Source organism: Tsuneonella deserti (assembly GCF_014644315.1).
GTDB classification, from domain to species: Bacteria; Pseudomonadota; Alphaproteobacteria; order Sphingomonadales; family Sphingomonadaceae; genus Tsuneonella; species Tsuneonella deserti.
On the sequence record NZ_BMKL01000001.1, the window covers coordinates 1,845,063 to 1,859,180 of the forward strand.

General features: G+C 66.1%; 16 protein-coding genes. 12 read left to right on the plus strand and 4 right to left on the minus strand.

Annotation, left to right across the window (positions count from 1 at the left end):
- Window positions 1-92 precede the first annotated feature (92 nt).
- The 3 genes from IEW58_RS09005 (at window position 93) to IEW58_RS09015 (ending at window position 3,708) form a co-directional block, all read left to right on the plus strand.
- Window positions 93-710: a DNA-3-methyladenine glycosylase family protein gene (locus tag IEW58_RS09005; protein WP_188644808.1), complete on the plus strand. Its 618-nt coding sequence runs from the start codon at window positions 93-95 to the stop codon at window positions 708-710.
- Window positions 711-774: 64 nt separating this feature from the next.
- A complete protein-coding gene (locus IEW58_RS09010) occupies window positions 775-2,844 on the plus strand; it encodes a S9 family peptidase (RefSeq protein WP_188644809.1) in 2,070 nt (689 codons plus the stop codon).
- Window positions 2,845-2,901: 57 nt separating this feature from the next.
- Window positions 2,902-3,708 carry an SDR family oxidoreductase gene (locus IEW58_RS09015; RefSeq protein WP_188644810.1) on the plus strand — a complete coding sequence of 269 codons (807 nt, stop codon included), beginning with the start codon at window positions 2,902-2,904 and terminating at the stop codon, window positions 3,706-3,708.
- 2 nt (window positions 3,709-3,710) lie between these two features.
- On the opposite strand, the gene IEW58_RS09020 is transcribed toward IEW58_RS09015, so the two are convergent.
- Entirely contained in the window at window positions 3,711-4,001 is a 291-nt protein-coding gene (locus tag IEW58_RS09020) for a 4a-hydroxytetrahydrobiopterin dehydratase (RefSeq protein ID WP_188644811.1), read from the minus strand.
- 107 nt (window positions 4,002-4,108) lie between these two features.
- Between IEW58_RS09020 and ccmA the strand changes: the two genes are divergently transcribed.
- Genes ccmA through IEW58_RS09035 form a run of 3 tightly spaced genes read left to right on the plus strand, consistent with a single transcriptional unit; the run spans window position 4,109 to window position 5,561 of the window.
- Window positions 4,109-4,690 carry a heme ABC exporter ATP-binding protein CcmA gene (gene ccmA, locus IEW58_RS09025; protein ID WP_188644812.1) on the plus strand — a complete coding sequence of 194 codons (582 nt, stop codon included), beginning with the start codon at window positions 4,109-4,111 and terminating at the stop codon, window positions 4,688-4,690.
- Window positions 4,687-5,343 (plus strand): heme exporter protein CcmB, encoded by a 657-nt coding sequence (locus tag IEW58_RS09030; protein ID WP_188644813.1) that lies wholly within the window; start codon window positions 4,687-4,689, stop codon window positions 5,341-5,343. The genes ccmA and IEW58_RS09030 overlap by 4 nt, the downstream gene beginning before the upstream one ends.
- Window positions 5,344-5,345: 2 nt before the next feature.
- Entirely contained in the window at window positions 5,346-5,561 is a 216-nt protein-coding gene (locus tag IEW58_RS09035) for a hypothetical protein (RefSeq protein WP_188644814.1), read from the plus strand.
- Between the two features lies 1 nt (window position 5,562).
- On the opposite strand, the gene map is transcribed toward IEW58_RS09035, so the two are convergent.
- Window positions 5,563-6,390: a type I methionyl aminopeptidase gene (gene map, locus IEW58_RS09040; RefSeq protein WP_188644815.1), complete on the minus strand. Its 828-nt coding sequence runs from the start codon at window positions 6,388-6,390 to the stop codon at window positions 5,563-5,565.
- 45 nt (window positions 6,391-6,435) lie between these two features.
- Window positions 6,436-7,260 carry a DUF4163 domain-containing protein gene (locus IEW58_RS09045; protein WP_188644816.1) on the minus strand — a complete coding sequence of 275 codons (825 nt, stop codon included), beginning with the start codon at window positions 7,258-7,260 and terminating at the stop codon, window positions 6,436-6,438.
- A 36-nt stretch (window positions 7,261-7,296) separates the two neighbouring features.
- Here IEW58_RS09045 and IEW58_RS09050 point away from each other — a divergent pair, with 36 nt between their 5' ends.
- The 5 genes from IEW58_RS09050 to glnA all read left to right on the plus strand — a co-directional run bounded on the left by IEW58_RS09050 (window position 7,297) and on the right by glnA (window position 12,015).
- Window positions 7,297-8,694, plus strand: a complete 1,398-nt coding sequence (locus IEW58_RS09050; RefSeq protein ID WP_188644817.1) for a leucyl aminopeptidase family protein — start codon at window positions 7,297-7,299, stop codon at window positions 8,692-8,694.
- Window positions 8,695-8,761: 67 nt separating this feature from the next.
- Window positions 8,762-9,115 (plus strand): hypothetical protein, encoded by a 354-nt coding sequence (locus IEW58_RS09055; protein ID WP_188644818.1) that lies wholly within the window; start codon window positions 8,762-8,764, stop codon window positions 9,113-9,115.
- The gene (argC, locus tag IEW58_RS09060; RefSeq protein WP_188644819.1) at window positions 9,112-10,047 is read left to right on the plus strand and encodes an N-acetyl-gamma-glutamyl-phosphate reductase; all 936 of its coding nucleotides are present in this window, start codon (window positions 9,112-9,114) and stop codon (window positions 10,045-10,047) included. The genes IEW58_RS09055 and argC overlap by 4 nt, the downstream gene beginning before the upstream one ends.
- A 127-nt stretch (window positions 10,048-10,174) precedes the next feature.
- Window positions 10,175-10,513, plus strand: coding sequence for a P-II family nitrogen regulator (locus tag IEW58_RS09065; RefSeq protein WP_188644820.1), 339 nt, complete (start codon window positions 10,175-10,177; stop codon window positions 10,511-10,513).
- A gap of 92 nt (window positions 10,514-10,605) precedes the next feature.
- Window positions 10,606-12,015, plus strand: a complete 1,410-nt coding sequence (gene glnA, locus IEW58_RS09070) for a type I glutamate--ammonia ligase (RefSeq protein ID WP_188644821.1) — start codon at window positions 10,606-10,608, stop codon at window positions 12,013-12,015.
- A 356-nt stretch (window positions 12,016-12,371) separates the two neighbouring features.
- Here glnA and IEW58_RS09075 read toward each other — a convergent pair whose 3' ends face one another.
- Window positions 12,372-12,869, minus strand: coding sequence for a hypothetical protein (locus IEW58_RS09075; RefSeq protein ID WP_188644822.1), 498 nt, complete (start codon window positions 12,867-12,869; stop codon window positions 12,372-12,374).
- Between the two features lie 556 nt (window positions 12,870-13,425).
- On the opposite strand from IEW58_RS09075, the gene IEW58_RS09080 reads away from it, so the two are divergent.
- Window positions 13,426-14,046, plus strand: coding sequence for a lysozyme (locus IEW58_RS09080; protein ID WP_188644823.1), 621 nt, complete (start codon window positions 13,426-13,428; stop codon window positions 14,044-14,046).
- Window positions 14,047-14,118 lie beyond the last annotated feature (72 nt).

Sequence of the window (14,118 nt, forward strand, 5' to 3'; positions counted from 1 at the left end):
CCGGAATAGACGTTGGGCTGCCCCCTGTCGGAGGTCCGGCGGGGCTGCTAAGGGCTGGCCGCGATTTTGGCAAGGTGAGAGCAGCACGCGCAATGGGCTTGAGCGCCGAACAGATCCGCGACGGCCTCGATGCGCTGGCCAACCGGGAGCCCGGCATGGCTCGGGCGCTGGAAGCCGCCGGTTATCCCGAACCCAGGATTCGCGAGCGCGGGTATGCGACCCTCCTGCGCGCGATTGTCGGGCAGCAGGTCTCCGTCGCCGCCGCCGCCAGCGTGTGGAACAAGCTGGAGGCCGAGGTGGGCGCGGGAATTCCCGCATCCGAACTGCTGGCGCGGGATTTCGATACCCTGCGCGCCTGCGGGCTGTCGCGCCAGAAGCAGGGCTATGTGCGATCGCTGTGCGAGCTGGTCGAGGCGGGCGCGCTCGACTTCACCGCCCTCCCCGCGGACGACGAAGAGGCGATCGCACTCCTGACCCGGATCAAGGGGATCGGCAGGTGGACCGCGGAAATCTACCTGCTGTTCGCGGAGGGGCGCCCCGACATCTGGCCGGCCGGCGACCTCGCCGTCCAGGCGGGACTGGCACGCATCCTGGCGCTGGATGCCCGCCCGGGCGAAAAGGAGACCCGCGCCCTCGCCGAGCCGTGGCGGCCCCATCGCGGCGCTGCGGCGATCTTCACCTGGCACTGCTACAACAACCCGGCCCTGTAGTCGCTTGCGCTCAGCCGCCTGGTGTATTAGTTATACAGGACAGTCATTCGGAGGGGGAATTCACATGTTCGTTCGCCATGCAATCCTGACCAGCGCCTCATTGCTCGCGGTCGCCGCACTGGCGGGCTGCGCCACCACCCAGGGAGCCACAATGCCGGCCACCACGCCCCAGTCCGTCGCCACCTCTTCCTTCGCCGCCACGCCGCTGATCCCGCGCGAGGCGATCTTCGGCAATCCGACGAAGAGCGCCGGCCGGCTGAGCCCCGACGGCAAGTGGCTGGGCTGGCTCGCGCCGTCCAACGGCGTGATGAACATCTGGCTGGCTCCCGCATCCGACCCTGGAGCGGCGAAGGCCATGACGTCCTCCACCGACCGGCCCATCCGACAGTACTTCTGGTCGCCCGACAGCCGCCGCCTGCTCTATATCCAGGACAAGGGCGGAGACGAGAATTTCCTCCTCTATGGCGTCGACATCGCCACGGGCGCGGAAACGACGCTGACCCCGTTCGAAAAGTCCCGCGTAATGCTGGTCGGCAGCTCGACCAAGCAGCGGGACAAGCTGCTGATCGGCCTGAACAACCGTGATCCGCGCTTCTACGATGTCCACCTGCTCGATCTCTCGACCGGGAAACTGACCGAAGTGATGCGCAACGACGGATACGCCAGCTTCTTGGCCGACGACACGCTCGCGCTGCGCATGGCGATTCGTCCCAACGCCGCAGGCGGCATGGACTATTTCGAGATCAGGAATGGCAAGGTCGCCGATAAGCCCATCGCCAGCACGGCGCTCGAGGATTCGCTGACGACCAGCCCGGCCGGATACACCGCCGACGGGAAGACGCTTTACTGGATCGACAGCCGGGGCCGGAATACAGCCGCGCTCATCGCGATCGACACCGAGACGGGCAAGTCGACCGTGCTGGCCGAGAACCCCCGGGCCGACATCGGCGGCGCGCTGTCCAATCCGCTCACCGGCAAGGTCGAGGCCTATTCGGTCGAATACCTCAAGACCGACTGGACCGCGCTCGATCCAAACGTGAAAGCTTCACTCGACTGGCTCGACAGCAAGCTCGAGGGCGAATTCTCCGTCACCAGCCGGACCGATGACGATGCCCGCTGGATCGTCGCCAACGATCCGCTGACTTCTCCTGCGAAGACATGGCTTTTCGACCGTACGGCCAATACTCTGACCGAACTCTACACTGCCCGCCCCGAGCTTGTCGGCGCGCCGCTGCAACCCATGCATCCGCTCGAGATCCCTTCTCGCGACGGCAAGACGCTGGTCAGTTACCTCACCCTGCCGCCCGGAAGCGACGCGAATGCCGACGGCATCCCGGACGCGCCGGTGCCGATGGTGCTGATGGTGCACGGCGGTCCGTGGGGGCGGGACAGCTACGGCTTCAATGCCTATCACCAGTGGCTGGCCAACCGCGGCTATGCCGTGATGAGCGTCAACTTCCGCGGCTCCACCGGGCTCGGCAAGGACTTCATCTCCGCCGGCGATCTTCAATGGGGCCGGGCGATGCAGACCGATCTCGACGATGCGATGGACTGGGCCGTCTCGCGGGGCATCGCGGTCAAGGACAAGGTCGCCATCATGGGCGGCAGCTATGGCGGCTACGCGACGCTGGCGGGCCTGACTTTCACGCCCGAACGATACGCGTGCGGTGTTGACATCGTCGGCCCGTCGAATCTGGAAACGCTCCTCAAAACAATCCCGCCGTACTGGGCGCCGATCATCGCGCAGTTCCACCAACGGATGGGCGATCCTGGGACCGAGGAGGGCCGTGCGATGCTCAAGGAACGCAGCCCCCTCTACAGCGCGGGAAAAATCGTGCGGCCCCTGCTGATCGGCCAGGGCGCCAACGATCCGCGCGTCAATCAGGCCGAAAGCGACCAGATCGTCGCGGCTATGAAAGAAAAGGGCATCCCGGTGACTTACGTCCTGTTCCCCGATGAAGGGCACGGTTTCGCCAAGCCGGCGAACAACATCGCGTTCAACGCAGTGGCCGAGAACTTTCTCGCCACCTGCCTCGGCGGGCGCGCGGAGCCGGTGGGAGACACGCTCGCCAAGTCCACCGCCAAGATCGTCGAGGGCGCCGAGTTCGTGAAGGGCCTGGGCGCGGGCCAGTAGCAATCGGCAACCGGCCGCGCTAATCCCCTGTGCAAGGAACAAGGGAGGGAGCGGGCAGTGAGCGAACGGAAGGCGATCTTCATCACCGGCGGCGGCTCCGGCATCGGCCGGGCGATCGCAGAATATTTTTCCGGGCGCGGGTGGTTCGTTGGCCTGGGGGATATCGACGCCGCCGGAATGAAGGAAACCCAGGCGCGCACCGGCACGGGCATGTCCTATGCCCACAAGTTCGATGTGCGCGACCGGACGGCCTGGGACGAGGCGCTCGATGCCTTTTCCAAGGCTTCGGGCGGGCGCATTGATGTGGTCGCCAACAACGCCGGCATTCCGCTTGGCGGATCGCTGAGCGAGAACAGCGTCGAGGAAATCGAACGCTGCCTCGACATCAACCTCAAGGGCGTCCTGTTCGGCGCCCAGGCGTCATTGCCCCATCTCAAGAAGACCGCTCCGGGATCCTGCCTGCTCAACACCGCGAGCGCGGCGGGGATCTACGGGACTGGCGGCGCGTCGGTCTATTCGGCGACAAAGTTCGGTGTGCGCGGGATTACCGAGGCGCTCGACGCGGAATGGGCCGAATTCGGCATCAAGGTGCGCGACCTGATGCCCGGCTTCATCGACACGCCGCTCCTCGAACACGCGCCCAACCAGGGCAGCAACGAGGCGATCCGCACACGCGTCCAGGCTGCCGGTCTGGAGATCACTCCGCCTCTAGCCGTGGCCCAGGCGGCGTGGGACGCGGTGCATGGCGACAAGTTGCACACCCTTGTCGGCAAGACCGCGCGCCGTCTCGCTTTCGGCGCTCGCTGGATGCCCGGCAAGGTCCGCCAGCAGGCGCGCAGCCAGTCGCGGCCGTTGGGGCAATAGCCCTACAGCAACGCGTCGATCGCTCGCGCCATCGAAGCGTCGCGCTGGCTGAGGCCGCCCGCGTCGTGCGTGGTGAGCGCGATCTCGACCCGGTTGTAGACGTTCGACCACTCGGGATGATGGTCCTGGCTCTCGGCGAGCAGCGCCACGCGGGTCATGAAGGCGAACGCTTCGCTGAAATCGGCAAAGGCGAACGTGCGCTCGATCGCCTTGCCTTCGCGCGCCAAGGTCCATTCCCCGAGATCGGCAAGCGCAGCGTCGCGCTCCGCAGGGGTCAATTCGGCAATGGCCATCGGCTTGGTCCTCCTTGGATATCTGGGCGCCGGATAGCGATGCCGCGCGAGGCAGGCCAGCGCCCGCTCGCTTGGCACGTGGCGGCGCAGTCCCTATTGCCCCACCGATGACGCCGCGCCTCACCGTGCAAGACCTGGCCTGCCGGCGCGGCGACCGGCTGCTGTTCCGGGGTCTGTCGTTTTCGCTGGAACCGGGCGCGGCACTGCACGTGAGAGGCGCCAACGGCACCGGCAAGTCGAGCCTGCTGCGCATCCTGGCCGGTCTGCTGCGCCCTTTCGCGGGAACTGTCGAGGCAAAGGGCCGCATCGCCTTGCTCGGTGGCGAACTCCCACTCGATGAGCACCTGCCGCTGGAAAAGGCGCTCGCGTTCTGGAACGCGATCGACGGCGGCGGCTTCGGCCCTGAGCGGCTGGCGACGCTGGGACTAGAGGGCCTGCGCGACGTGCCGGTCCGCTTTCTCTCGACCGGCCAGCGCAAGCGCGCGGCATACGCGGTGTCGATCCCTGCCGGAACTCCGATCTGGCTGCTCGACGAACCGCTCAACGGCCTCGACGGCCATGCAGCCGGGGTCCTGACGGACGAAATCGAGCGGCACCGCGACGCGGGCGGTATCGTCGTGGCGGCATCGCACCAGCCGCTGCCACTCGGCAAGCTGCATGCGGTCGAACTGGCGGACTACGCCGCATGAGCGTGGCCTACGCCCTGCTCCGACGCGACCTTGCGCTGGCGTTCGGGGGCGGACGCGGGGGGCCGTGGCTGCCGGTGCTGTTCTTCGTCGCAGTCGCGATACTGTTTCCGTTCGCCGTCGGTCCCGATGCCCCGCTACTGGCACGCACGGGCGGAGGAGTGCTGTGGATCGCCGCGCTCCTCGCAGCGATCCTGCCGATCGACCGGCTTGTCGCGCCCGACATTGGCAGCGGCATGTTAGACCAGCTCACCCTGCGAGGGATCGCGGAAGAACTGGTGCTGGCCGTGCGCCTGCTGGCCCACTGGCTCAGCTTCGGCCCGCTGCTGCTCGTCGCCACCTTGCTCGCCGCAGCACTGTTCGACCTGCCTGCGGACACGCTACGCACCCTCCTGCTCGGGCTGCTGGCAGGCACCCCGGGGCTGGCGGCCATCGGCCTCATCATTGCTTCCCTGACGGCGACGGTGCGCGGAGGCGCAGCGCTCGGGGGATTGCTGCTGATCCCGCTCGCAGTGCCGATCCTGATCTTCGGCGCCGGCGCGCTTGCCCGGCCCGATAGCGCCGGTCTCGCGCTCTGCGCCGCGATTAGTCTGGCGCTGTGCGCAGTCGCACCATTTGCCGGGGGAGCGGCGGTGCGGGCCGCGCGGGAGAATTAGATATGCTTCGGTTTCCCAGACCAAACGAAGCCAAATCAATCGACAGGGGTGACGGCAAGCTTATCGTGATCGTCGAGCGGCCTGACGGCTTGTTCTCGGCCTCTATCGACCGCGTTGGTTTCGACGAAGAGCAGGAAGCACACTACTGGGCGGTCAGCATGGAACCCGAGCGCGGTCTCTTCGGATCAATCGAGGAAGCCGAGCGGGAGTTCGGTTGAGCTATTCGTAAGGAGGCTTGTCGCGGCCAGTCGGACTGAGGGTGAAAATCTCGCACCCCTCTTCCGTCACGCCGATCGAGTGCTCGAATTGCGCCGACAGGCTCTTGTCGCGGGTAACCGCGGTCCATCCGTCACTGAGCATCTTAACCCACGGTCGGCCGAGGTTGATCATCGGCTCGATGGTGAGGAACATGCCCGGCCGAAGTTCCGGCCCGGTGCCGGCCTTGGCGGCATGGACTACCTCCGGCGCGTCGTGGAAGAGCCGGCCCAGGCCGTGGCCGCAGAACTCGCGCACCACGCCGTACCGATGCGCCTCGGCATGGGCCTGGATCGCCGCGCCGATATCTCCGAGCCTGGCGCCCGGCTTCACCTGCTCAATGCCGAGCATGAGGCATTCGTAGGTCACGTCGACCAGCCGCCGCGCTTTCAAGGGCACGTCGCCGACGAGGTACATCCGGCTGCTGTCACCGTGCCAGCCGTCGAGCAGAGGGGTCACGTCGATGTTGACGATATCCCCTTCTTTCAATGCCTTGTCGCCGGGAATCCCGTGACAGACGACGTGGTTGATCGAGATGCAGCAGCTGTGCGTATAGCCGCGGTAGCCGAACGTGGCCGGCACCGCGCCGCCATCGAGCGTCATCTGCCGCACCACGTCGTCGAGTTCCCCGGTGGTCACCCCAGGCTGGACCATCGGCGCCAGTGCGTCGAGGATTTCGGCGGCGAGGCGACCGGCCTTGCGCATGCCTTCGAAGCCGGCGGGGCCGTGGAGCTTGATGGTTCCGTCGCGCAGCAGCGTCTCGTCGCCGGTGACTGTCTGATACTGGTTCATGGCGCACGAGATAGCGAATGAAGCGCTCGATTGCGACCCGCGGCGTTATGATTTCGCGCCGAACGCCTCGCGATAGGCAGGCTTCACCGCGCCGAGCATCGCCGCGGTCATGGGAAAGTCCAGTTCATAGGCTCCTTCCGCATAAGGCCCGGCGACATAGGGTCCGAACCAGACAGTGATGCGGTCGAAGGTCTTTCCGTTCGACGAGCCGACCAGGATCGTCGCGCTGTCGAGGCCGGGGCAGTCGCTGAAATATTCGCCCTTGGGATCGACCGGCTCGCCGCGACGGTTTTCGCGCTCCCTGTTCAACGCCGCGCACACCGTCCCGCCCATCGCCGCGCCGAGCGCCTGGGGCGAAGTGAACAACTCCGCCCCGTCCATCGCCCGCTCAGCTTCCTTGTCCCACACCAGGCTTTCCAGGCCGTACATTCCGTGCGCGCCGCCGGTGTAGGTGGAAAATTCGTTCGACAGGCTGAGGTAGCCGGGCAAGTCGGCCACCACTTTCCATTCCGCACCATAGCTGTGCGGGTGGAACGGGAAGCCTTCCTTTTTCGCGCTCTCCCGCTCCTCCCGCGCCTGTGCGATCATCTCGGCCCGCGCCTTCGCCGCCTGCTGTTCGAGCCGGGCGGCCAGCGCGGGGTAACGGCCGACCGGGGCCGGATAGCTGAACGCGTAGCTGTAGAGATCGGTGTCCTCGGCCACCTTCTTCGCGCTGCCGTTTGCCGAGGCCGCTGCGCTGGCACTGGCGCCGGCCCGCGATGCGGATTGGCTCGCGGTCGCGGTAACGCCGGTCTTCTCGCGCACTTCGTCCGGCGAGGAGCACCCGGCCAGCAAGACCGCGACAAGGGGCAGGAACGGGCGAAGTTGCATTGGATTTCTTCCGGCAGGCGTTAGGAACCCCAACCTATGAGCAAACCAGTCGAGCTTATCCAGCCCGATCGCGGCCAGGCGGCGATCGACATCCACCTCGTCAACAAGGACGGCTTCGCCGACTGGGCGAAGAAACTGACCGCAGGCCAGCGCGCCGCGCTCGAGGCGCAGAAATTCGACGGCAGCGGCTACCAGGTCGGTATCGTCCCCGATGGCGAGGCGTGGTTCGCCGTCGGCGGAGTCGCCAACCCGGCCGAGCTCTCGAGCTGGTGCATGGCCAAGCTGGCCGAAACGCTTCCCGCGGGCACCTACCGGCGTGTCGAGGGTGATCCGGGCCCGGCGCTGTTCGGCTGGCAGACCGCGCAGTACCGCTTCACCCGCTACCGTGAGGAAAAGGATGCGCCGGGGCCGCGCGTGCTGCTTACCAGGGACCCGAAGGCGATCGATCCGGTAATCGCGGAAGCGGCGGCCGCGGCAAAGGTGATGGATCTCGTCAACACGCCCGCCGAGGACATGGGCCCTGCCGCCCTCGAAGCCGAAGCCGAAGCGCTTGCGAAATCGCACAGGGCGCAGCTCAGCGTGACGAAAGGCGAAACGCTGGAGCGCGAATATCCGATGGTGCACGCCGTCGGCCGCGCCGCGTCGCGCGAACATGCCCCCCGGCTCATCCACCTCACATGGGGTGACGAGAAGCACCCGGTGCTCGCCATCGTCGGCAAGGGCGTTTGCTTCGATTCGGGCGGTCTCGACGTGAAACCGGCCAGCGGGATGCTCCTGATGAAGAAGGACATGGGCGGAGCGGCCCACGCACTCGCGCTGGCGGGACTCGTGATGGGCGCCGGCCTCAAGGTGCGGCTGCACCTGCTGGTCCCCGCGGTCGAGAACGCGATCGCCGGCAACTCCTTTCGCCCGGGCGATGTCCTGCGCAGCCGCAAGGGGCTTTCCGTCGAGATCGGCAATACCGACGCCGAGGGCCGGCTGATCCTTGGCGACGCGCTTGCGCGGGCCAGCGAGGAGAACCCGGACCTGGTGATCGATTTCGCCACGCTGACCGGCGCGGCGCGGGTCGCGCTCGGTCCGGACCTGCCCGCCCTGATGGCGAGGCGCGACGATACCGCGCAGGCATTGCTCGATGCGGGCAAGGCGCATGACGACGAGTGCTGGCGCCTGCCCCTCCCCGAAAGCTACCGCGAGTGGCTGAAATCGGACATCGCGGACATGGGCAATGCGCCGAGCAACGGCTTTGCCGGGGCGAGCGTAGCGGGACTGTTCCTCGACCGGTTCGTCGGGGAAGCAAAGGACGGGACGCCGATCGACTGGGCGCACTTCGATACCTTCGCCTGGCGACCCGCCGCAAAGCCGGGGCGGCCGAAGGGCGGCGCAGCGCTTGGCCTCAGGGCGGCGTGGCACATGCTGCAGGCGCGATTCGGCTGACCTTGCCCCCCTTGGTGCGAGGGGCTAAGCGCGCCCATCGCATGCAACCCACGGACTTACGCAACACGTGACCGAGACCGGCAAATACCATCTTCCCGAAGGGCAGCTTTCGCTGTCCGGGCCGGTCGTGCGGCCTGCCATCGGCACCCTGCCGATCCGGGGCGACCTGGCGCACATCGCGCTGGCCGATAAATACTTCGTCGCCAATTACGTCATGCCCCAGCTCCGCGAGATCGGTCCGGCCGGCGCCGCGCTGCTATGCCTGCCCAGGGATGGGGCCGACGAAGTGACGCGGCTTGACGCCGGGGCCATGTTCGAAGCGCTCGATTACTCGGGCGACTGGTGCTGGGGCTGCCTGGGACCGCAGGGGCCGAGCGGTTACCTGCGCATCGCCGAGCTCGCTCCGCGGACCGGGGGGTGACACGCTCCGTCTTCATAGACGGGGCAGTCGGCACCACAGGGCTCGAGATTGCCGAGCGGCTCGCCGGCAGGAACGAGTTTTCCCTGGTCCGGCTCGACGACAGCCGACGCAAGGATCGCGAAGCGCGGCGTGACGCGCTGAACGCGGCCGATTTCGCGATCCTGTGCCTGCCCGACGATGCCGCGCGCGGAGCGGTCGACCTGATCGATCCGGCTTCCGATGTGCGGGTCATCGATGCTTCGAGCGCGCACCGCGTCGCGCAGGGCTGGACTTACGGCTTTCCCGAAGTTGTCGGCAGCGATGCGGTCGCGCGCGCGGCGCGGGTTTCCAACCCCGGCTGCTACGCGACGGGCTTCGTCGCCCTCCTCGCCCCGCTGGTCGGGCGCGGACTTCTGCCGGCGGACTGGGCCTACACCTGCAACGCGGTGTCCGGCTATTCGGGCGGCGGCAAGAGCCTGATCGAGCGGTTCGAGTCCGACACCGGCATTGCCTGGCGCGGCTATGCGCTGGCGCTCGGCCACAAGCATGTGCCCGAAATGCAGGCGCACGCCGGCCTCGTCCTCCCGCCGCTGTTCTCGCCCGCGGTGATCCCCGCCTACCGCGGAATGGCGGTGGAGATTCCTCTCCCGCTGATGGCGATGCCCGGCGCGTCCGCTCCGGCGGCACTGCGCGAATGCCTGGCCGACTTCTACGCCGGCAGCCGCGTGGTTCAGGTGAGCGGAGAGATGCCGGACGAACTGCTGCTGCGCCGCGGCCAGGCGCCTTCGGACGCACTCGATCTCCACGTCTTCGGCTCGGCGGACGGCAGCCAGGCGCGGCTCGTCGCGATGCTCGACAACCTCGGCAAGGGGGCCAGCGGCGCGGCGGTGCAATCGCTCAACCTGATGGCCGGCCTCGATCCTGCCAGCGGGCTGCATCTGCCCAAGGATTAGGCAGGGCTTGCCCGCCCCGTGGGCACCCTGGGGCCTTTAACCGAAGCGGTGGATGGCCTACCCTTGCGCGCAGGTGTTTGGCACGATTCTTGAACATCGTGCCTGAAGCTCAAGGAGCCGGGGTCACGTGAAGAAGATCGAAGCCATCATCAAGCCGTTCAAGCTGGACGAGGTGAAGGAGGCGCTCCACGAAGTGGGCGTGTCCGGCATCACCGTTCTCGAGGCGAAGGGCTTCGGCCGCCAGAAGGGCCACACCGAGCTTTACCGCGGCGCGGAATATGTCGTCGATTTCCTGCCCAAGGTGAAGCTCGAGGTCGTCGTGCCCGACGACCAGGCCGACCGCGTGGTCGAGGCGATTGCCGCCGCCGCGCAGACGGGGCGGATCGGCGACGGCAAGATCTTCGTCTCCGCCATCGAGAGCGCGCTGCGCATTCGCACCGGCGAAAAGGACGACGCCGCGATTTGACTTGTCCGCCCTTCCCGGGGCGCCCGACCGAAACCAATTCAGCCTACCCCAGCCCCTCCCGCAGGCGGAGGGGGACCAGAAGGACCGCAAAGATGCCTACAGCCAAGGAAGTGCTCGACCAGATCGCCGAACAGGAGATCGAATGGGTGGATCTCCGCTTCACCGATCCCAAGGGCAAGTGGCAGCACCTGACCATGGTCTCGAAGGTCCTCGGCGAGGACGAGCTCGAGGACGGACTGATGTTCGATGGTTCCTCGATCGCCGGGTGGAAGGCGATCAACGAGAGCGACATGATCCTGAAGCCCGACCTGGAACGGGTTTACGTCGATCCGTTCAGCGCGACGCCGATGATGATCGTCTTCTGCGACATCGTCGAACCCTCGACGGGAGAATGGTACGCGCGCGATCCGCGCTCGACCGCCAAGCGCGCGGAAAACTACCTCAAGTCGACCGGTATCGGCGACACTATCTACGTCGGCCCGGAAGCCGAGTTCTTCATGTTCGACGACGTGCGGTTCGAGGACGGCTATGCCGCTTCGGGCTACCGCCTCGACGACATCGAGCTGCCCACCAACACGGGCCGCGAGTACGAAGCGGGCAACCTCGCCCACCGCCCGCGCGCCAAGGGCGGCTACTTCCCCGTCGCCCCGGTCGACAGCGCAGTCGATATCCGCGGCGAGATGGTCACCACCATGCTCGAGATGGGCCTGCCGTGCGACAAGCACCACCACGAGGTGGCCGCCGCGCAGCACGAACTGGGGCTCACCTTCGGCACGCTGGTCGAGACCGCCGACCGGATGCAGATCTACAAGTACGTCGTGCACCAGGTCGCTCACGCCTATGGCAAGACGGCCACTTTCATGCCCAAGCCGATCAAGGACGATAACGGCAGCGGCATGCATACCCACATGTCGATCTGGAACGAAGGCAAGCCGCTGTTTGCCGGCAACGGCTATGCCGGCCTGTCGGACATGTGCCTCTACTTCATCGGCGGCGTCATCAAGCATGCCAAGGCGCTGAACGCGTTCACCAACCCCACCACCAACAGCTACAAGCGGCTGGTGCCGGGGTTCGAGGCGCCGGTGTTGCTGGCTTATTCGGCGCGCAACCGTTCGGCTTCCTGCCGCATTCCCTACGGCACCGGCGAAAAGGCGAAGCGGGTGGAGTTCCGCTTCCCCGACGCGATGGCCAATCCCTACCTGTGCTACGCGGCGATGCTCATGGCCGGTCTCGACGGTATCCAGAACCGCATCCATCCGGGCGAGGCGATGGACAAGAACCTCTACGACCTGCCGCCCGCCGAACTGGCCGAAGTGCCGACCGTCTGCGGCTCTCTGCGCGAAGCGCTCGAAAGCCTTGAGGCCGATCACCAGTTCCTGCTCAAGGGCGACGTCTTCACCAAGGACCAGGTCGATGCCTACGTGGAGCTGCTGTGGGACGACGTGACCCGCTGGGAAACCACCCCCAGCCCGGTCGAATACGACATGTACTTCAGCTCCTGACGCACGGGGCGTTCGCAAGGCAAGGGGCGCTCGGGCGACCGGGCGCCCTTTTTCTCACGGCAACGCAGCGAATGGCCGCTTACGACCCCACTGCGGACATCCCGCATTCAACGCGTCGGCCGCACAGCAGTCCACAATTCGGATCGGAACCAGTCGCACACCAAGGTGGGCTTGGAGGCTTTCAGCCTGTCGAATTCCGCTTTCGGTGCGACGCAGGCGATGCGGAGATACGCAAGATTGGAACAGTGAGCCAACGGCGCGAGGCTCTTGTCGGCGAGTGTCGTCGAGACGCCGAGAAATGCTGTCAGCGAACGAAGGCCCGCAAGCGGCTCAAGGCTGGCAATTCTGTAAGGACTTCACATCCCGCCTTCGATCCCGATGACCTCAAGATGATGGGCTTCACGAAGCCAATCCAGGTCCGCCATCCTCTTTGGATTGGTGATGATCAGGGTGCGAAGCGCCGGAAGTTCAAGCAGGGCTCGAAAATCGGCAATATTTCGGGGACTGTCGATGCTCAGGAAGGTAAGCTGCTCCAGTCCAAGCAGAGGCGTGAGGTCCTTCGCGACCACCGGCCACTCAAGCTCAAGCCGCTCCAAATTTGTGAGTTTGGCGATCTCGACCAGGAACGGTTGATCGATGTTCCCGCTGATCAGATGCCGCAGGTTGTTCCGCTCGCCCAATCCCCGATAATTGAGCTTTTGCCTCCCTATCCAGGCTTTCGTGGCATGAACAGGAATGTCGTGAGCCTCTTTGTAAGCGTGCTTCTCACGCCATTCCGAAAGGTCGCGATCCACGTGTCCGCGAAAACGCGCATTCAATGCGCTTTCCAGAGGACTAGTATCCACTTCCTGCACCTCGCCCTCTCTCCCTCTGTGAAGCACATTGCAGGCCAGTCTTAATGTCCGATTTCCACCCATTGCTAGCCGTTGGAGCGACCAACCACGGAGCCTGTCAGCGGACCAGCGGCAAACGACCCCATTGTGGTCGTTCGCCTTCGATGAGACGCTGCACCCATGGCTAAAGGTTTCGTATGCCCCGTTTGCGGATACAACGACCCAGCTTGCCCGCCATATGCAGATAAGCAGGACGAGTGGTATCAAGAGATATGTCCCTCCTGCGGCACTCAGTTCGGCTATGGCGATGCGAGTCTGAGCCACGAAGAACTGCGGCGTCGGTGGCTTGCCTCAGGAGCGAACTGGTGGTCGCCCAACCCGCCCCCGAGCACTTTCGATGGCATGAAGGAGCTTCGACAGGCAGGATTGCTCGATTAGCCAAGCGTCCGCTTCCCACCCCATCGCCAGACACTGGATCCGGGCTCGCTCTCCAGCCCATCCTTCAGAAAACGATTTTCCTACAGCGGCCCCTAGGGCCTAGATCCCCCGCCTCTTTCACTTCGGCGAGGCGGCACAGATGCAGCGCAAGATCATTTTCGACGCAGTCCGGCGGATGCTCGGACGCGGGTTCAGGAGGGACGAAGTGGCCGCGCTGGACCGCGCGATCGAGCGCGCCTCTGCCGAGACTGGATTTCCTTCCCAGGACAGTGGTCCAGGCGGTCCATCGATCCAACACGGGCTACGCGAAGTGAGCCCGCAGGGGCTTGCGCTGATCCGCGAATTCGAAGGCTGCGCGAAGCGGCGCGCGGACGGGTTGTTCGAAGCCTATCCCGATCCCGGCACAGGCGGGGCGCCGTGGACGGTCGGGTGGGGCGCTACCGGGCCGGACATCGGGCCGGACACCGTCTGGACCCGCGAAGAGTGCGACCGTCGCCTTCTCGCCGACGTGGCCCGCCATGCCGCTCAGGTCGCGGCCGCCATCGGCCAGGCCCCCACCAGCCAGAACCAGTTCGATGCCCTCGTCAGCTTCCACTACAACACGGGGGCGATCTCACGCGCTACGCTCACCAGGCTCCATCGGGCGGGCGACTTTGCCGGCGCGGAGCGCGAGTTCAGCCGCTGGAACCGCGGCGGTAGCAGGGTCCTGCCGGGGCTTGTCCGGCGCAGGGCAGCCGAGGCCAGGCTGTACCGCACGTGAGCCGTTCGCGGGCGGGCATCACGCTCCTGCGGAATCGTTGTTTCCGGTTAATGGAACCGACTCGCGGAGGCC